Here is a 20803-nt window from a genome sequence, read left to right on the forward strand (position 1 = left end):
CGCGGCCCCCGCCTCACGCCTTGCCCAGCGCCGCGAGCAGCAGCGCGGCCAGGGTGTCGACCTCGGGCGGGTGGAGCACGGTGGCGTGCTCCCCCTCCATCTCCAGCACCTCCAGGTGCTCGGCGGGCAGGTGGTGCGTCCAGCCCAGGCGCGCGTCACCCACCTGCTCACGCAGCGCGCGGCTGGTGATGAGCGTCGGGCGCACGCGCGTCAGGGGGATGGTCCACGCGCGGGCCTGCGGCGTGAGCACCTCACCCAGCACCCGCCAGATGCGCGCGAAGTCGCTGCCCCGGAAGTGCGGCGCGGCCGTTCCCCGCTCGCGGGCCCGCTTCGCCACGTGCTCCCACTGCTGCTCGCGGGAGAGCGAGGCCAGCTCCTGCTCCATCGCCGCGTCGCGCACGCCGAACTCGCTGGCGAGCACCAGCACGGCGTCCTCATCGGACGACGGCGCGACGGCGCGGATGGCCTCCCACGTGGCGGTGTCCATCATGGCGAGCAGCTCCACCGTCTCGCCCTGGGCCTCCAGCAGCGCGGCCACGCCGAGCGCGGGATAGCCGCCGTACGAGAAGCCCGCGAGCCGGTAGGGCCCATGGGGCTGGATGGCGCGGATGTCGCGCGCGTACGCCTCCACGCGGGCCTCCAGCGTCGCGTGTCCGTGGCCCGTGGCCAACGTCTCCGGGGCCTGGATGCCATGGCAGCGGAAGTGCGGCTCCAGGCGGGGGACCAGGTCGCGGTAGTGGTGCACCTCGCCGTCGCCCGCGTGGAAGAGGAACAGCGGGGGCGTGTCCTCGGGGAGCCGGGGGCTCGACAGGCGCACCGCGCTGGTGCGGCGGGGGCCTTCTCGCAGCAGCGCGAGGATGGCCTCGGAGGACTCGCCCAGCGTGGGGCTCTGGAAGAGCGTGGCCAGGGGCAGCGGCAGGCCCAGCTCCTCCTCCAGTCGCGCGAGCAGTCGCATCGCCAGGATGGAGTCACCGCCCAGCGCGAAGAAGTCGTCGCCAGCCTGGACGCCCGGTCGGCCGAGCACCTCCGTCCACAGGCGCTGGAGCACCATCTCCAGCGTGGTGCGGAAGGGCGTCTCCAGCTTCGCGTCGGACGCGGGCGCGGACGCGGGTTCGGGCGCGACCACGGCGTCCGGGTCCGGCAGCGCCTTGCGGTCCACCTTGCCGTTGGCGTTGATGGGCAGCGCGTCCATCACCACGAACGTCGCCGGCACCATGTAGCCGGGGAGCTGTGAGGCGACGTGCTCGCGGAACGGCTCGGAGCGCGCGACGCCCGGAGCCTGCACGTAGGCGTACAGCGACGTCACGCCGGAGGGAGACACGCGCGCGATGACGACGGCCTCCTGGACCAGCGGGTGGCGGCGCAGGCACGTCTCAATCTCCGACAGCTCGATGCGGAAGCCACGGACCTTCACCTGGTGGTCGGCGCGGCCGAGGAAGCGCAGGCGTCCGTCGGGCAGCAGCCGGGCCAGGTCGCCCGTGTGGTACATGCGCGCGCCGGGCGTGGCGGAGAACGGGTCCGGCAGGAAGCGCTCGGAGGTGAGGTGTGGCGCGCGCAGGTAGCCGCGTGAGAGCGCCGCTCCGCCGATGTACACGCGGCCCGGCAACCCGGGAGGCACCGGCTCCAGGTGTTCGTCCAGCAGGTAGAAGCACACGCGCGGCATGGGCCGGCCGATGGGGAACGTGGCGGCGGTGCCCAGTCCCTCCACCCCGGGGATGTCACAGGTGGCGGACGTAATCGTGCACTCGGTGGGGCCGTAGACGTTGACCCACGGCGCGTGTCCACCGCCCACGCGCACCCAGGCCTCGAAGGTCTCCTTCTTGAGGACATCGCCACCGGGGGCGAGCAGCTTGAGGCGCGCGGGCACACGCTGGCCCAGTGCCTCCATCTGACGAATCCACTCCTCGATGTACGTGGGAGGCAGGCTGATGATCGTGATGCCCGTCTCCTCCAGGTACGGTGTCATCGCGTGCGCGGGCACCAGGCCGCTGCGCATCACCACCGTGCCGCCCACGAGGAGCGGCGGGTACAGGTCCTCGGCGGCGGCGTCGAAGGTGAGCGGCGCGAAGTTGAGCATCCGGTCCCCCTCCACCAGCCCGAAGCGCTTCGCGATGCCCACGTTGTGGTTCACCACCGAGCGGTGCTCCACCATCACGCCCTTGGGCTCGCCCGTGGAGCCGGAGGTGAAGACGATGTACGCCGTCTGCGCGTCGAGGACGCGGCGCGGCCCGGGCTCCAAATCGTCCGAGACGGACGCGGGCATGGGCGGCACCTCCACGTCCTCGACGAGTGACAGGTGCGGCTCCAGCACGTTCGCGTCCACCCACAGCCTGTGCACCTCGGCGCGCACGAGCACGTCGCGCTTGCGTGGCTCGGGCCAGTCCGCGTCCAGCGGGACGTAGGCGCCGCCCGCCTTGAGGATGCCGAGCAACACCGCCATGGCCTGGGTGGACGGCTCCATGACCACGCCCACCCGCTCCTCGGGCTTCAGCCCTCGCTCGAGCAGGCGCGAGGCCAGGAGGTTCGCGCGTGCGTTGAGCTCCGCGTAGCTCCAGGTGACGTCTCCATGCGCGACGGCGGCCGCGTGCGGCGTGCGACGCACCTGGGCCTCGAACAGCGTGTGGATGCACGTGTCCGGCGCGATGTCCTGCGCGGGGCCGGCCAGCGCGGCGAGCACCTCCCTGCGCTGGGTGGGAGACAACATGGACAGCTGGGGCAGCGAGACCTCCGGCGCGCTCAGCGCGGAGGCGGCGAGCTGCTCGAAGGCGCGTGCGAAGCGCTCGCCGGTCTCGGGCGTGAAGAGGGCGCCATCCAGGGCGATGAAGCCGGACAGCGGGCCCTCGTCTCCGAGCGTGACGCTCACCACCACGTCATACGCGGGGATGACGCCGTCGACGTCCAGCTCCGTGACGGACAGTCCGTCCAGGCCGGGCAGCCCGGGGCGCTCCGCCTGGAGCAGCGCCTGCGCGAGTCGGGGCGCGGTGCGGTCTCCATCCGGCTGCACCGTGTCCGCGATGCGCTTGAACGGCACCTCCTGGTGCGTGGTGGCGTGGGCCACGACATCGCGCACGCGGCGCAACAGGCCGCGCAGGCTGGGAGCGCCGGACACCTCCGTGCACAGCGGCAGCACGTTGGCGAAGTAGCCCAGCAGCGACTCCACCTGGGGCGTGGAGCGGCCCGAGAAGGGCGTGGCGACGACGACGTGGGACTGGCCGCTGAGGCGGTGCAGCCACGCCTGCGTCAGCGCCAGCAGGACGCTGAAGGACGACACGCCCTCGCTCCGGGCGAGCGCGCGGATGGTGTCCGAGTGCTCCGCCGAGAGCAACACCGTCACCGCGCGCATGTTGTCGTTGAGCGCGGGCGCGCGGCGCGGGAAGTCGAGCGGCAGGTCCAGCAGCGGCGGTGCATGCGCCAGCGCCTGCTTCCACGACGCGAGGCCCTCCTCGAGCCTGCGCAGCTGCTCGGGCTGTCGCTGCCAGACGGCGTAGTCGGTGTACTGGAGCGCCAGCGGGGGCAGCCGCGCGGGGCGACCCTCCACCGCCGAGTTCCAGGCCGTCGCCAGCTCCTCCGCGAAGGTGGCCAGACCCACGCCGTCGTTCACGGTGTGGCTGAAGGCCAGGACGAGCGCATGGCGTGAGCCGCGCTCATCCAGCTTCAACAACTCGAAGCGATACAGCGGGCCCTGCGCGAGGTCGAAGTGCTCCCGGTCCAGCCGCACCACGGCGTCGCGAGCGACCTCGAGCGCGTGCGTCGCGGACAGGCGGGACAGGTCCACGCGCGTGAGGACCGAGGCGCGTGGAGGATGGACGCGGACACGGAGCGCCTCACCCTGCTGGAAGAACGTGGTGCGCAGCGTCTCGTTGCGCTCGACCACGGCGGCCAGGGCCTCCTCCAACCGGTCCGCGTCCAGCGCGCCTTCGAGCAGCAGGCCGAGCGTGAGGACATACGGCGGCGCCTGGGGAAGCTGCAGCGCATACCAGAGCCGCTCCTGGACCAGGGACGGGGGTAGCACCTCCGGGCGGGCGACGACGGTGGGGACCTCGAGCACCGCGCGAGGCGCCGCGTCGATGAACGCCGCCACCGAGGCGATGGTGGGGTTCGCGAAGAACACCGCCAGGGGCAGCTCGACGCCGAAGGCCTGACGCAGCCGCGCCACGAGCCGGGTGGCCGAGAGGGAGTGGCCGCCGTGCTCGAAGAAGTTCGCCTGGCGGGAGAGCTGCGCCAGTCCCAGCGCGGCCTGGAACAGGGTGGCCACCCGCTCTTCCGTGGTGCCGCGGGGCGCGTCGTCACCGAGCGAGGGCAGCTCCTGTCGAGGCAGCTCCTGGAGCTCCAACGCCTTGCGGTCCACCTTGCGCGACGACGTGAGCGGCAGCGCGTCGAGGAGCACGAAGGCCGAGGGGACCAGGTGCTCGGGGAGGCGCTGACGCAGCCACGCGCGCACCGCGTCGACGACGAGGGCCTCGGGATGCGTGGGGACCAGGAACGCCACCAGTCGCGTGCCTGTGTCCACGTCGTCGCGAGGCACCACGGCGACTTCGCGCACGTCCTCGTGGCGGGTGAGCACGGCCTCGATTTCACCGGGCTCCACGCGGATGCCACGCACCTTGAGCTGCGTGTCCAGGCGACCCAGGTACTCGAGCTGCCCGTCCGCGAGCCAGCGCACCCGGTCTCCGGTGCGGTAGAGCCGCTCGCCCGGCGTGGTCGCCAGGGGATGAGGGATGAAGCGCTCCGCCGTCAGCTCCGGGTGCTCCAGATAGCCCCGTGCGAGGCCGGTGCCGCCGACGTACAGCTCACCGGGCACGCCGATGGGATTCGGCTCCAGGCGCTCATCGAGCACGTAGAGGCGGGTGTTGGGCCAGGGCGTTCCCACCGTGACGCGGGACACATCCGTGGACCCCCCGCCCGACGGACGTCCGAGTCCCGGGAAGGGTGTGACGGTGGCGGCCACCGTGACCTCGGTGGGGCCGTAGGAGTTGAGCAGCGCGCGGCCCGGGGCCCAGCGGCGGACCAGCTCGGCTGACAGGGGCTCACCGCCGGAGACGATGACCTGGAGCGACTCCAGTCCCTCGGGCTCGAGCAGGGCGAGGACCGTCGGCGTGAGCGCGCAGTCGGTGATGCGCTGCTCGCGAAGCAGCGTGCGCAGCGGCAGGTCGGGCAGCAGCCGCTCCTTGGACGCCATCACCAGCGTGGCGCCGGAGAGCAGCGTGGAGAAGATCTCCCAGACCGAGCCATCGAAGGTCGCCGAGGCGAACTGGAGGACCCGCCGGCCCGGCTGGAGCCCGTGCGCCTCCAGCGCCGCGAGGGCCGTGTTGCACAGGCCCTGGTGCGTCAGCAGCACGCCCTTGGGCTGGCCCGTGGAGCCCGAGGTGAAGATGACGTACGCGAGCTGCGCGCCTTGCGCGGACTCGGGCAGCTCCTCCACCGGCTTGCGTGAAATCTCCGCGGCGTCGGTGTCGACGTACGCGGACATGATGGCGACGGACGAGAACAGGTCTCCCAGGCCCTCCCGCGTCACGAGGACCCGCGCGCCGGCGTCGATGAGGAGCTGGGCGAGTCGCTCCGGAGGATGCGCGGGGTCCAGCGGCACGTAGGCCCCGCCGGCCTTCAGCACGGCGAGCATGGACACGACGAGCTCGGGGCCGCGCTCCAGGCAGAGGGCGACGCGCTCCTCGGGCCCCGCGCCGAGCTCCCGCAGGAAGTGCGCGAGCTGATTGGAGCGGGTGTGCAGCTCCCGGTAGGTGAGCGTCTGTCCCCCGAAGGACAGGGCCTCCGTGTCGGGCGTGCGAGCGACCTGCGCGGCGAAGCGGGAGACGACGGTGTCGCAGGCGTCGCGGGCGCGTGCGGAGGCGTTGAAGTCGACGAGCACCTGTCGATGCTCCGCCTCCGTGAGCAGGGACAGCCGGCGCACGGGCGTCGTGGGCGCGAGCAGCGCGGATTCGAGCAGGCGCACGTAGTGCGAGACCATCCGCTCCGCGCTCGCGGCCTCGAACAGCGCGGTGGGGTACTCGAGGTAGAAGCCGAACCGGTCTCCGTCCTCCTCGGCGGTGAGCATCACGTCATAGAGGCTGGCGGCCGAGCCGAGCTGCACCGGGCGCGCCTCCAGGCCGGGGAACCCATCCGACAGCGTGCGCGGGCTGGGGCTCAGCTCGAACATCGCCTGCACGAGCGGCGCGTGGGAGAGGCTGCGCTCCACCTGGAGTGCCTCGACCACCCGCTCGAAGGGGACCTCCTGATGCGCGAACGCCTCCAGCGCCGTGGTCCGTGCCTGACCCAGGAGTGAAGCGAAGGAGGCCTCGGGGTCGACCTGCGTGCGCAGCGCGACGGTGTTGATGAACAGGCCGACCAGGGGCTCCAGGGACGGATGGACCCGCCCCGACACCGGCGTGCCGATGCTCAGGTCCGACTGTCCCGTGTAGCGATGGAGCAGCGCGGTGAATGCCGCGTACAGCGCGATGAAGGGCGTGACCTGGTGTTCGCGGCACAGCTCCCGCAGCGCTTCGACCAGGTGCACCGGCAGCGGGTGGTGCCGTGTGAAGGCGCCCGCGTGTCCGCGCCCCGGATGCCGGGGGACGTCCGTGGGCAGCTCCAGCACGGTGGGCGCGCCGTCCAGCTTGCGCCGCCAGTACTCGAGGTGGGCATCCTGTCGAGCGAGTACGGCCGGCGTGCGCTGCCAGGCGGCGACGTCCGCGAAGTCGAGCGTCAGGGGCGGCGCCGTCGGCGAGCGGTTCTCGCGGCAGGCCGCATACGCTTCCGCCAGCTCGCGCAGGAGGAGGTCCATCGACAGGCCATCCACCACGATGTGGTGGAACACGAGCAGCAGGACATGGTGCTGGGGCGCGAGGAGGAACAGGTGGAAGCGGTAGAGCGGCCCCGTGTCCAGGCGGAAGGGACGCTCAGACTCCTCCGTCAGCCGCCGCATCAGGACGTCGCGAATCGCGGCCTCGGCTGACAGGTCCTCGCGGTCGAGCACGCGCATCGGCACGGGCTCGAGCCCCAGCCGCGGGCCCCCTTCGGCGGGCGTGAAGATGGCGCGCAGCGCGGTGTGTCGCTCCAGCAGGAACAACAACGCGGACTCCAGCGCCTCGACGTCCAACGGTCCGCGCAGCTCCGTGGCCTCCGGAATGGCGAGCGACGCGGAGTCAGGCTGGAGCTGCTGGAGGAACCACATGCGCTCCTGCGAGAACGACGGCACGGTGGGCGCGTCACCGGGCCGGGGCACGGGCTCGGGGAGCGGGAGGGCCTGTCCCGGCGCCAGCTCGGTCAGGGCTCGCGCGATGCCCGCCACCGTGGGCGCGAGGAAGAGGGTCTTGAGAGGCAGCTCCTGCCCCAGCGCCCGGCGGATGCGCGACACCAGCCGCGTGGCGCTCAGCGAGTGGCCACCCAGCGCGAAGAAGTCCGCGTCGCGGGAGACGCTCTCCAGTCCGAGGACCTGGCGGAAGAAGCTCGCGAGCAGCTGCTCCAGCGGTCCGCGCGGCGGCGCATCGCCAGCGCCTCGCGTGACCTCCGGCTCCGGCAGGGGGAGCGAAGTGAGGGCTCGGCGGTCCGTCTTCCCGGAGGGCGTGAGCGGCAGCGCGTCGAGCACGACGACGGCCGAGGGGACCATGGCCTCGGGGAGCACGGGCTTGAGCGCCGCGCGTGACGCCTCGGCCTCCTCCGCGCGCCCCTCTCGCGGGACGACGTAGGCGATGAGGCGCGTATCACTCCGTGGGCTCGTTCGAGCCACGACGACCGCGTCGCGCACGGCGGGCAGTCGCCTCAGCGCGACCTCAATCTCCTCCAGCTCGATGCGCTGTCCGCGCACCTTCACCTGGAAGTCGGTGCGGCCCAGGTACTCCAGCGTGCCGTCGCCACGCCAGCGTGCGAGGTCTCCGGTGCGGTAGAGGCTCGCGCCGGGCGTGTCGCTGAAGGCGTCCGGGAGGAAGCGCTCGGCGGTGAGCTCGGGGCGACGCCAGTACCCGCGCCCGACCTGGAGGCCGCCGATGAAGAGCTCCCCCTGCACGCCCACCGGGACGGGGTGCCCCGCGGTGTCGAGGACGAGCAGGTGCGTGTTCGCCACCGGGCGACCGATGGGCACACTCGTGCGCGGGTCGCCCCGAGGGCAGCGCCAGTGGGTCACGTCCACCGCGGCCTCGGTGGGGCCATAGAGGTTGTGGAGCTCCGTCGTGGGCAGTCGCTCGTGGGCTCGCTGGACGAGGTCGGCGGAGAGCGCCTCGCCGCTGCACACGAGCGCGCGCAGGTCCGCGAAGGACTCCTGCCAGGGCTCCTCGAGGAAGGCCGCGAGCATGGAGGGGACGAAGTGGGTGACGGTGATGTGCTCGTCGGCCAGGACTCGCGCGAGGTAGGCGGGCTCGCGGTGCCCGCCCGGCCGTGCCAGCACCAACCGCGCGCCCACGGTGAGCGGCCAGAACAGCTCCCACACCGAGACGTCGAAGCTGGTCGGCGTCTTCTGGAGCACGCTGTCACCCGCGACCAGCGGGTGGACCTGGCGCATCCACGTCAGTCGATTGACGACCGCGCGGTGCGCGTTCATCGCGCCCTTGGGGCGCCCCGTGCTCCCGGAGGTGAAGATGACGTACGCGAGCGAGTCGGGGTGCGGCCTGCCCGAGACGCGGGTGCTCGGCAGGCTCGCGAGCCGCGTGGCCTCCGCGTCGAGGAGGACCGTGTGGCCCGGGTGCGAAGGCAGGTGGCTCGCGAGCTCCTGGCGCGTGAGGACGACGGCGGCCCCTGCGTCCTCGAGCATCCCGGCCAGTCGCTCGCGAGGCAGCTCCGGGTCCAGCGGCAGGTAGGCCGCGCCGGCCTTGAGGATGCCCACCAGCGCGATGACGAGCTCCAGGGAGCGCTCCAGGAACACGCCCACGAGGACCTCGGGCCCCGCCCCGAGGGACTGGAGATGCCGTGCGAGCTGATTGGCCCGGGCCTCCAACTCTCCGTAGGTGAGGTGGTGTCCCTCGAAGGTGAGCGCACGGAGCCCGGGCGTGCGCTCCGCCTGGGCCTCGATGAGCGAGACGAGCGTCGTGTCCGCGTCGTACTCCCGCCCGGTGTCGTTGAAGTCGCGGAGCACCTGGCGGCGCGCGTCGACATCGAGGAGGGACAGGTGCGCGACCTGCCGACTCGGGGTGCGCAGTGCGTCCTCGAGCAGGTGGACGTAGTGGGACAGCAGGCGCTCGATGGTGGGCGCCTCGAAGAGGTCGGTGCTGTACTGGAAGGACAGCTCGTGGCCCTGGGGATTCTCGGTGACGGTGAGGGCCAGCTCGGTCTGGGTGTTCAGGCCGTCGACGACGAGGGGCCGGGCCTGGAGGCCGGGGAAGGTCCCGGCGAGCGTGTTCTCCGCGCGCTCCCAGAAGAGGCCCACCTGGAACAAGGGTGCGTGAGCGAGGCTGCGCTCGACCTGGAGGGCCTCGACGACCCGCTCGAAGGGGGCATCCTGATGCGTGAAGGCCTCGAGCGCCGTGGTCCGTGTGCTCGCGAGCAGCTCGGCGAAGGTGGTCCCCGGGTCGAAGCGGGTGCGGAGGACGACCGTGTTGGTGAAGAGGCCGACGATGGACTCCATCGCGGGGTGCGGACGTCCGGAGACGGGCGTGCCCACGGACACGTCGTCCTGCCCGGAGTGTCGATGCAGCAGCGCCGCGAGCGCCGCGCTCAGCACCATGAAGGGTGTGACGTGGTGTTCCCGGCAGATCTGGGTGAGTGCCTGTTCCAGCGCGGGAGACAGTCGATGGAAGCGGCTCAGCGCGCCCGCGTCACCGAGGACGGAGGGACGCGGCTTGTCAGTGGGCAGGGCGAGGAACGCGGGAGCGCCGGCGAGCTGGCGCTTCCAGTACTCGACGTGGTGGTCCTCACGGGCCCGGACGGGAGCGGAGCGTTGCCACGCGGCGACGTCGGCGTAGGTGAGCGAAGGCGTCGGCAGGGAGGGCGTCTGGTGCTGGCTCAGGGACGCGTAGGCCAGGGACAGCTCGCTCAACAGCAGGTCGATGCTCAGGCCATCGACCACCACGTGGTGCAGCACGAGCAGGAGGACATGGTGCTCGGGGGCGAGGCGGAACAGGTGGAAGCGGTAGAGCGGCCCCTGCTCCAGTGACAGGACGCGAGTGCTCTCCTCGCGCAGCCGGAGGTGCAGCGCGGGACTGTCAGCGTTGGTCGCGGAGAGCTCCTCGACGTGGAGCACCTCCACGGGAAGCGGGTTGTGTCGTGGAACCGGCCGCCCGTCCTCCGCGATGAAGGTCGTTCTCAGGACCGGGTGACGATCGAGCAGCAACCGCAGCGCGCCATCGAGCGCCGGGATGTCCAGTGCGCCGCGAAGCTCCACGGCCTCGGGGATGTTGTAGGCGCGCAGCTCGGGTTGGAGCTGGTGGAGGAACCAGAGGCGCTCCTGCGCGAAGGAGGGCTGAGGAGGCAGTGCGGAAGGCGCGGGAGAAGGGAGCGGGAGCGCGTCGTGGTGCAGGGAGAGGAGGAGAGCGAGTCCTGCGACGGAGGGGGAGGAGAAGAGGGCGGCGAGAGGAAGCTCGACGCCGAAGGCGAGGCGAATGCGGGAGACGAGGCGGGTGGCGGAGAGAGAGTGGCCGCCGAGGGAGAAGAAGTCCGCGTCGCGAGGGACGTGAGAGAGGGAGAGGACGTCAGCGAAGAGTTGGGCGAGGAGCGCCTCGGCCTGTCCACGAGGAGAAGCGTCGGAGGAGGGGACTTCCGCGGCGGAGATGTCGAAGGAGGAGAGGGCCGTCCTGTCGACCTTGCCGCTGGTGGTGAAGGGGAGAGAGGGGAGGGAGAGGAAGCGAGAGGGGACGAGGGCTTCAGGGAGAGAGGAAGCGAGTGCGTCCCGAAGCGCGGAGAGAGGAGGCGCACCGTCGTCGAGGACGAGGAAGGCGACGAGGAAGGTGTCGCGAGAGGGGCGGAAGGGGAGGACGGCGGCCTGGCGGACGCCTGAGAGGCGAAGCAGAGCGGCTTCGATTTCTTCGACTTCGACGCGGACGCCGCGGAGTTTGAGCTGGAAGTCGGAGCGGCCGAGGAAGGAGAGGGAGCCGTCGTCATTCCAGCGGGCCCTGTCGCCGGTGTCGTAGAGGCGAGCGCCGGGAGAGGTGCTGAAGGAGTCAGGGATGAAGCGCTCTGCGGTGAGGTGGGGGAGTGAGTGGTAGCCGCGAGCCAGGCAGATGCCGCCGATGAAGAGGTTGCCGGGGACGCCTGGGGGGAGGGGCTGGAGAGAGTCGTCGAGGACGTAGAGGCGGCAGCGGGGAAGAGGGCTGCCGAGACGGACGGGCCGGTGAGGGAGGGAGATTTCAGCGGCGACGTTGATGCTGGCTTCAGTGGGCCCGTAGGTGTTGACGAGGCGGGTGGAAGTCAGCGCGAGGGATTGGACGAGAGAGTCTGGGAGGACTTCGCCGCCGGTGACGAGGACGGAGAGGGAGCGGAAGGCGTCGAGGGCACCGGGCTCCTCGAGGGCGGTGGCGAGGGAGGAGGGGGTGATGACGACATGGGAGACGGAGTGGCGGCGGATGTCGTTGGCGAGGCCAAGAGGGCCGACGTCGCGGAGGATGACGCGAGCGCCGCGGGAGAGGCTGAAGAGGATTTCCTCCTGGTGGATGTCGAAGGAGAGGCTGCCGGAGGCGGCCCAGGTGTGGCCCGTGGAGGTGGAGTAGAGGGCGTCGAAGGCGTCGAAGCAGTGGACGACATTCTGCTGGGTGGAGAGGACGCCCTTGGGAGTGCCGGTGGAGCCGGAGGTGTAGAGGACGTAGGCGAGGTTGTCGGGCAGGGCGCGCAGAGGCTCCGCCAGCGCCGCGTCAGCACGCTGCGCATCTCCTGGCTGCACCAGCACCGCGTCGAGCGTCACGCCCTCGAAGAGAGCAGGCGAAGAGACGACGAGGCATGCACGGGACTGCTGAAGCAGTTGTGCGCGCCGAGCCGGCGGGTGCGAAGGCTCCAGAGGGAGGCACGCGGCGCCGGAAAGATGGACGGCGAGGAGGGAGACGACAGCCTCGGACGAGCGCTCGACACAGACACCGACGACAGCTTCCGGACGCGCACCAAGAGCCGCGAGATGCGCGGCGAGACGCGAAGCGCGAGAGTGGAGCTGGGAGAAGGTGAGGGTGGCGTCGGGAGCGACGAGAGCAACGGCGTCAGGCGTCCTCGCGAAGGAGGCAAGCAGCAGGGACGCGACGGTGCCGTCGGAGTCGAAGGGACGGTGAGAATCGTTGAAGTCGAAGAGGACGCGCTGGCGCTCTTCGACGGAGAGCAGCGAGAGGCTGGAGAGGGGCGCCTGGGGCGAGGCGAGGACCTGTTCGAGGAGGATGACGAAGTGGGAGAGCATGCGCTCGACGGAGGCGTGCTCGAAGAGGTCGGTGCGGAACTGGAAGAAGAGCTGGAGGGAGGAGTCGGGCAGCTCGGTGGCGGTGAGGGCGAGGTCGAGCTGGCTGGTGCCATTGTCGACGAAGACGTGCTGAGAGGAGAGGCCGGAGAAGGAGAGGGGCGAGTCGACGCGGCGCAGGTCGAACATCACCTGGAAGAGGGGCGCGTGACTGAGGCTGCGCTCGACGTGGAGCGCATCGACGACCCGCTCGAACGGCGCATCCTGGTGGCTGAAGGCGTCGAGCGAAGTGCTCCGGACCTGCGCCAGCAGCGAGGCGAAGGTCATCCCTGCTGGAAGCTGCGTGCGAAGGACCAGCGTGTTGAGGAAGAGGCCGACGATGTCCTCGGTGGCGGCGTGCGTGCGGCCGGAGACGGGAGTGCCGACGCACAGCTCGCGCTCACCCGAGTAACGGTGAAGCAAGGTGGCGAACACGGCATAGAGCGCCATGAACGGCGTCACCTGATGCTGTCGGCAGAGCGCCTCCAGCCGGAGGCGGACTTCACGAGGCAGGTCCTGGTGACGCGAGAAGGCGCCTCGATCCGTGAGGACCGGCGGACGCGGCTTGTCGGTGGGGAACGCGAGCAGCGCGGGGGCATCGGCGAGCTGCCGCTTCCAGTAGTCGAGGTGGACATCCTCACGCGCGCGGAACTCGGGGGTCCGCTGCCACGCGGAGATATCCGAGTAGGTGAGGGGCGGCGTGGGGAGCAGCGGCGCTCGTTGCCGGCTCAGCTCTGAGTACGACTGCGCCAACTCGCTCAGGAGCCGGTCCATGGACAGGCCATCCACGACGATGTGGTGGATGACCATCAGCAGGACATGGCGATCGACCGCGACCCTGAACAAACGGAAGCGATACAGGGGCCCCTTCTCCAGTGAGAACGGGCGCGAGCTCTCCTCCTCCAGACGTTGCTGGAGCAGTGCGCGCAGTGCCTCCTCGCCACGGACGCGAGGCCGGAGGTCCTCCACGTCGAGCAATTGCTCGGGGACGGGCTGGAACGCCAACCGAGGCATCCCCTCCGACGAACCGAAGACCGCGCGCAACGATGAGTGCCGCTCCGGCAGCAGTCGCAGCGCGGCCTCCAGGGCGGCTGTATCCAGGACTCCCGTCAGCTCGATCGCCTCCGGAATCACATACGCGGCGGAGTCAGGCAGGAGTTGATGGAGGAACCAGAGGCGCTCCTGCGCGAAGGAGGGCTGAGGAGGAAGAGAGGAGGGAGCAGGAGCGGGGAGCGGGAGCGCGTCGTGGTGCTGGGAGAGGAGGAGAGCGAGTCCTGCGACGGAGGGGGAGGAGAAGAGGGCGGCGAGAGGAAGCTCGACGCCGAAGGCGAGGCGAATGCGGGAGACGAGGCGGGTGGCGGAGAGAGAGTGGCCGCCGAGGGAGAAGAAGTCCGCGTCGCGAGGGACGTGAGAGAGGGAGAGGACGTCAGCGAAGAGTTGGGCGAGGAGCGCCTCGGCCTGTCCACGAGGAGAAGCGTCGGAGGAGGGGACTTCCGCGGCGGAGATGTCGAAGGAGGAGAGGGCCGTCCTGTCGACCTTGCCGCTGGTGGTGAAGGGGAGAGAGGGGAGGGAGAGGAAGCGAGAGGGGACGAGGGCTTCAGGGAGAGAGGAAGCGAGTGCGTCCCGAAGCGCGGAGAGAGGAGGCGCACCGTCGTCGAGGACGAGGAAGGCGACGAGGAAGGTGTCGCGAGAGGGGCGGAAGGGGAGGACGGCGGCCTGGCGGACGCCTGAGAGGCGAAGCAGAGCGGCTTCGATTTCTTCGACTTCGACGCGGACGCCGCGGAGTTTGAGCTGGAAGTCGGAGCGGCCGAGGAAGGAGAGGGAGCCGTCGTCATTCCAGCGGGCCCTGTCGCCGGTGTCGTAGAGGCGAGCGCCGGGAGAGGTGCTGAAGGAGTCAGGGATGAAGCGCTCTGCGGTGAGGTGGGGGAGTGAGTGGTAGCCGCGAGCCAGGCAGATGCCGCCGATGAAGAGGTTGCCGGGGACGCCTGGGGGGAGGGGCTGGAGAGAGTCGTCGAGGACGTAGAGGCGGCAGCGGGGAAGAGGGCTGCCGAGACGGACGGGCCGGTGAGGGAGGGAGATTTCAGCGGCGACGTTGATGCTGGCTTCAGTGGGCCCGTAGGTGTTGACGAGGCGGGTGGAAGTCAGCGCGAGGGATTGGACGAGAGAGTCTGGGAGGACTTCGCCGCCGGTGACGAGGACGGAGAGGGAGCGGAAGGCGTCGAGGGCACCGGGCTCCTCGAGGGCGGTGGCGAGGGAGGAGGGGGTGATGACGACATGGGAGACGGAGTGGCGGCGGATGTCGTTGGCGAGGCCAAGAGGGCCGACGTCGCGGAGGATGACGCGAGCGCCGCGGGAGAGGCTGAAGAGGATTTCCTCCTGGTGGATGTCGAAGGAGAGGCTGCCGGAGGCGGCCCAGGTGTGGCCCGTGGAGGTGGAGTAGAGGGCGTCGAAGGCGTCGAAGCAGTGGACGACATTCTGCTGGGTGGAGAGGACGCCCTTGGGAGTGCCGGTGGAGCCGGAGGTGTAGAGGACGTAGGCGAGGTTGTCGGGCAGGGCGCGCAGAGGCTCCGCCAGCGCCGCGTCAGCACGCTGCGCATCTCCTGGCTGCACCAGCACCGCGTCGAGCGTCACGCCCTCGAAGAGAGCAGGCGAAGAGACGACGAGGCATGCACGGGACTGCTGAAGCAGTTGTGCGCGCCGAGCCGGCGGGTGCGAAGGCTCCAGAGGGAGGCACGCGGCGCCGGAAAGATGGACGGCGAGGAGGGAGACGACAGCCTCGGACGAGCGCTCGACACAGACACCGACGACAGCTTCCGGACGCGCACCAAGAGCCGCGAGATGCGCGGCGAGACGCGAAGCGCGAGAGTGGAGCTGGGAGAAGGTGAGGGTGGCGTCGGGAGCGACGAGAGCAACGGCGTCAGGCGTCCTCGCGAAGGAGGCAAGCAGCAGGGACGCGACGGTGCCGTCGGAGTCGAAGGGACGGTGAGAATCGTTGAAGTCGAAGAGGACGCGCTGGCGCTCTTCGACGGAGAGCAGCGAGAGGCTGGAGAGGGGCGCCTGGGGCGAGGCGAGGACCTGTTCGAGGAGGATGACGAAGTGGGAGAGCATGCGCTCGACGGAGGCGTGCTCGAAGAGGTCGGTGCGGAACTGGAAGAAGAGCTGGAGGGAGGAGTCGGGCAGCTCGGTGGCGGTGAGGGCGAGGTCGAGCTGGCTGGTGCCATTGTCGACGAAGACGTGCTGAGAGGAGAGGCCGGAGAAGGAGAGGGGCGAGTCGACGCGGCGCAGGTCGAACATCACCTGGAAGAGGGGCGCGTGACTGAGGCTGCGCTCGACGTGGAGCGCATCGACGACCCGCTCGAACGGCGCATCCTGGTGACTGAAGGCCTCCAGCGCGGTCGCCCACACGTGCGCCAGCAACATGGAGAACGGCGCGGAAGGCAGCAGATGTGTCCGCAGGACGAGCGTGTTGATGAACAGCCCGACGATGTCCTCGGAGGCCGCGTGCGTGCGTCCGGAGACCGGCGTGCCGATGCACAGCTCGCGCTCGCCCGAGTAGCGCTGGAGCAGCGTGGCGAACACGGCGTAGAGCGCCATGAACGGCGTCACCTGGTGCTCTCGGCAGAGCGCCTCCAGCCGCAGCCGGACCTCGCGAGGCAACACGTGGCGACGCGAGTACGCGCCGCGGTCGGACAACACCGGCGGCCGAGGCTTGTCCGTGGGCAGCGCGAGCAGCGACGGCGCGTCGGCGAGCTGTCGCTTCCAGTAGTCGAGGTGGATGTCCTCGCGCGCGCGGACCTCGGGCGTGCGCTGCCAGGCGGACAGGTCCACGTAGTCCAGGGTGGCGGGCGCGGGAGGCGGGACGCGGCCTTCCTGGATCGCGGAGTACGTCGTCGCCAGCTCGTTGAGGAGGATGCCCATCGAGAGGCCATCCACCACCAGGTGATGCAGCACCAGCAGCAGCACCTGGTGCTCGGGGCCGCTCGTGAACAGGTGGAACCGATACAGCGGCCCCTCCTCCACCGAGAGCGGTCGCGAGGCCTCCTCGCGCAGCCTGCGCTGGAGCAACGCCTCCGCCGTCCCGCTCTCATTCGGCGGGCGTGACACGTCCTCCACCGTGAGCAGCGGCTCGCGGACCGGATGGACGCGCAGTCGCGGGCTCCCCTCCACGGGCGTGAAGGTGACGCGGAGCGCGGCGTGCCGCTCCACCAGTCGCCGCAGCGTGTCCTCCAGCGCGGCCCTGTTCAGCGTGCCCCGAAGCTCCAGCGCATCGACGACGAGGTACGCCGCCGAATCCGGCTGGAGCTGCTGGAGGAACCACAGCCGCTCCTGCGCCAGGGAGGTCATGGGCGCGACGTCCGCGGGGAGCGGCGTGGGGCCGGCGAGTGACGCCGAGAGCGACTCGGAGATGGGACCCAGCGCCCGGGCCAGACGAGCCACCGTCGCGTGCGAGAACAGCGTTGTCAGCGGCAGGTCCACACCCACCGCGTGCCGCACGCGCGCCAGCAGTCGCGTGGCGCTCAGCGAGTGCCCGCCCAACTCGAAGAAGTCGCTGTCCCGGCCCACCCGCTCCACGCCCAACACCTGCTGGAACAACCCCGCCAGCAGCACCTCCAGCTCTCCACGCGGCGCGCTGTCCGCGGACGCGCTCGCGGCGTCGACGCGGCCGAGCGACAACGAGCCCAGCGCCTTCCGGTCCACCTTCCCGGAGGACGTCAGCGGAAGCGCGGTGAGCGTCACGAGCGCGGAGGGCACCAGGTGCTCGGGGAGCTGCTGCTTCAACCACGGGCGCAGCACCGCGCTCACCCGGGTCTCATCCTGTCCCTCGGCGGGGACGAGGAAGGCCACCAGGGCCAGCTCGCCCTCCGCGACTTCGCGAGCCACCACCGCGACCTCGCGGACCTCCGGATGGCGCGCGAGGACGGCCTCCACCTCGCCCGGCTCCACGCGCATGCCGCGCAGCTTCACCTGCGAGTCGACGCGGCCCAGGTATTCGAGCTCGCCGTCCACCGTCCACCGCGCCAGGTCTCCCGTGCGGTAGAGCCGCTCACCCGGCGTCGAGCCGAACGGATGCGGCAGGAACCGCTCCGCCGTCAGGTCCGGTCGCCCCAGATAGCCACGGGCCACGCCCACGCCGCCGATGAACAGCTCTCCAGCGACGCCAGGAGGCAGCGGCTCCAGCGCCTCATCGAGCACGTACAGTCGCGTGTTGGGCCACGGCGTGCCCAGGGTGATGGCGCCCGGCACCACCGCGTACGGCGTGATCGCCGCGCAGACCGTGGCCTCCGTCGGTCCATACGCGTTGAGCAGCCGCCGGCCCTGGCCCCAGCGCTCGGCCACCGCGATGGGAAGGGCCTCGCCCGCGGAGATGACGGTGCGCAGGCCCTCCAGCCCGTCTGTCTCCAGCTGCGCGAGCACCGACGGCGTCAACGTCACCGCGGTGACGGCGCTCTCACGCAGCAGCGTCCGCAGGGGGGCGTCCGGGAGCAGCCGCTGTCGGGGCGCGAGCACCAGCGTCGCACCCGCGAGCAGCGTGGCGAACACCTCGCACACGGACGCGTCGAAGCTCATGGACGCGAACTGGAGCACCCGGTCCTCGGGCCGGAACCCATGCGCCCGCACCGCGGCCAGCGCCGTGTTGCGCAGCCCCGCGTGCGCCACCAGCACGCCCTTGGGCCGCCCCGTGGAGCCGGACGTGTAGATGACGTACGCCAGATGGTCCGCCGAGGCGACCGCCTCCAGCCGCTCCACGGAGTGCCGCGCGAACGGCGGCAGCAGGCCGTCCAGCTCCACGGTCAGCTCGCCTCGCAGCGGCAGCTCGTCCAGCATCTGCTGCCGCGCGAGCACCACGGGCGCGCCGCTGTCGGAGAGCACGAAGCCCTGCCGCTCCGCGGGATGCGCCGGGTCCAGCGGAACGAACGCGCCTCCCGCCTTGAGGATGCCCAGCATCCCCACCACCTGCTCCACCGAGCGCTCCGCGCACAGCGCGACGCGCGTCTCCGGCCCCACGCTCAGCGAGCGCAGATAGCGCGCGAGCTGGTTGGCGCGCTCGTCGAGCTGCCGGTACGTCAGCCGGGTGCCCTCGAAGTCGAGCGCCGTCGCGTCCGGCGCGCGGTCCACCTGCTGCTCGAAGCAGGCCACCACCGTGTCGCCGCCCTCCAGGTGCTGCTCGGAGGCATTGAAGGTGACGAGCACCTGGTGCCGCAGCGCCTCGGTGAGGACGGGACGTGGGGCCATCGCGCGCCCGGCCACGGGGGCGGCGTCGGGCGCGGCGGCGGAGTCGACAGGGGGAGCCTTCCGTCCGTGCGGACCGGGGGAGGTCGGGGCGGAATCGTCGTGAGCGGTCATCGTGAAGTCTGTGCTCTCAGAGCCGGAGTCGAACGTTGATGCCGGCGCGGAACAGGCCCATGTCCACCGGCGCGCTGGGGGCGATGCTGGCGTCGGGCTGGAAGCGGAACTCGCCGCCGCGCTCTCCAAAAGGAACTTCCACGTAGGCGGCGACCGTCACGTCGCGCAGCCGGGAGGCATTGATGTCCAGGCGCGCCACGTAGGACGGGTCTCCCACGTTGCCCATCACCGTGAGCGTCGTCGTGGGCTCGTAGATGTTGCGCGCGGTGACGGCCACCTGCGCCATGCCGTAGAAGCGGCCGAAGTAGAGCGGCTGGAAGTCACCCACCGCCTGCACCCACGTCAGCAGCTCGCGGTCGTCGCTGCCCAGCTGGTTGTAGAACCCCTCCAGCCGCACCACCGTCTTGAACGTGTCCGCCACGCGCAGCTCCACCTGCGCGCCGCCGCTGGCCTGCACCTGGAGCCCGTCGAGCGCCCGCACCTGGAAGCCCCCCGCCCGCGAGCGCTCCCACGTGGCCACGTCCGCGCCGTGCACCAGCGCAATCTCGGTGTTGAAGTCCAGCCGCCCCAGGCCAATCGAGTAGTCCACGCCGTAGCGGGGCCGCCGGCCCTCCATGAACGAGCCCGAGACCGCCAGCTCGCTGGTGCCCAGCGCCATCTCCGCGCGCACCGCGCCGCCGTAGCGCACGCGGTCCCCGTCCGCCGTCACCTCGTCCAACAGGTCCGCCGTGCCGATGAGCCACAGGTTGGCCGCCATCTCCTCCCACGGCACGTTGACCTTCACCATGTCCACGCCCGGCCTCAAGTCATAGAGGAACAGCGGGTCCGGGTTGCGTGCGCGCAGGAAGTCGGTGGTGTTCCAGATTTTGGAGCTGCCCCACTTGATGTGCTGCCGCCCCGCGGTGATGAAGACGTGGTCGAACAGGCCGAAGTAGATCCACAGCCGGTCCAGGCTCGTCGCGGGCGTGGAGAGCACCGGGTCCAGCGGGTCGTACGCCATGCGGCCCACCGCGAAGCTGCGCAGCCCGTCGAACGGCTTGAAGTCCAGGTACACGTCCAGGAGCGCCGGGAAGAACGGGTCCACTCCCGTGGCCGACGTGCTCGCGCGCCTGGCCCCGGCCACCTCCGCGCGCTGCAGATAGAAGCCGCCCACCGTGAGCAGCTCGGGCACCTTGAGGAACGCGGAGGGGTGCAGCGGGTCCTCCTCGACGGCGTCCTCCGTCACCGGCTGGGGCCCCGCGGTGGGACCTCCCGCCGCGGAGGCGACGCTCGTGCCCGACGCGGCCACGTCATCCACCACCACCGGCCGCAGCGACGTGTCCACGTCCATGGGCGGCGCGGGGCGCGGGGCCTCCGTCTCGCCCTCGATGGTGGGCACCGCCAGCTCCAGGCTCGCCACGGCGGGCTGCGTGGCGGTGGCGGGCTCCGCGAAGGCCTCCACCGTGTTGCCGTCCGCGGTCTCCGTATCGTCCTCGGACGCGGTGCCGGAGGCGGACACCGTGTCGCCTGCCTCCTCCGGGGCCACGGTGCCGGCGGAGGACAGCTCCGGCGGCGGCTCCACGCTCGCGGTGAGCGCGAGCTTGCCTCGCACGGGCTTCTGATACGTCAGCGCGCGCACGTCGCCACCGGCGAAGAACACCGCGAGGCCCCGCGACGGATAATGGAAATACAGCGAGGTGTCCGCCGTGGCCTTCACCACGTAGCAGGGCTTCTTGCTCCAGCCCGTCTTGGGACACGCGGGGCCGAATTGTTTCTCCACCGCGGCGCGCGTGGGCGCGCGGGTGGGGAAGACATCGATGCGCCGCAGCTTGCGCGTGCGTGTATCGACGGTGAAGCGCGCGCGCTGCGTCCCCGCTGGCGAGGACTGCCCCTGATAGTCGAGCACCAGCGCGCCGTCCTCGCGGCGTCTCGCGTCGGGCTCGCCGAACAGGATGCGCAGCTGCGCCTCGGTCGTGACGCCCGGTCTGGCTTTCTTCCAGGGCTCCGCGTGAGCCGTGCCATGAATCAGACACAACATGGCCACGATGCGCACGACAGAGGGGGCAGGGGGCATGGAGGGCCGCAGTCTAGTGGTGTTGTGACACGCGTGGAAACCCACGGTGGGTTGACATTCCCCCGCTCTTCCTC

2 protein-coding genes are annotated in these 20803 nt (G+C 71.0%); both read right to left on the bottom strand.

What is annotated here, in order from left to right; all coding sequences use genetic code 11:
* Positions 1-13: 13 nt before the first annotated feature.
* The gene (locus tag K8625_RS29295) at positions 14-18565 is read right to left on the bottom strand and encodes a non-ribosomal peptide synthetase (protein ID WP_223784550.1); all 18552 of its coding nucleotides are present in this window, start codon (positions 18563-18565) and stop codon (positions 14-16) included.
* A gap of 127 nt (positions 18566-18692) precedes the next feature.
* Positions 18693-20729, bottom strand: coding sequence for a hypothetical protein (locus K8625_RS29300; protein ID WP_223784551.1), 2037 nt, complete (start codon positions 20727-20729; stop codon positions 18693-18695).
* Positions 20730-20803 lie beyond the last annotated feature (74 nt).

The organism is Myxococcus sp. AS-1-15 (assembly GCF_020037055.1).
GTDB classification, from domain to species: Bacteria; Myxococcota; Myxococcia; order Myxococcales; family Myxococcaceae; genus Myxococcus; species Myxococcus fulvus.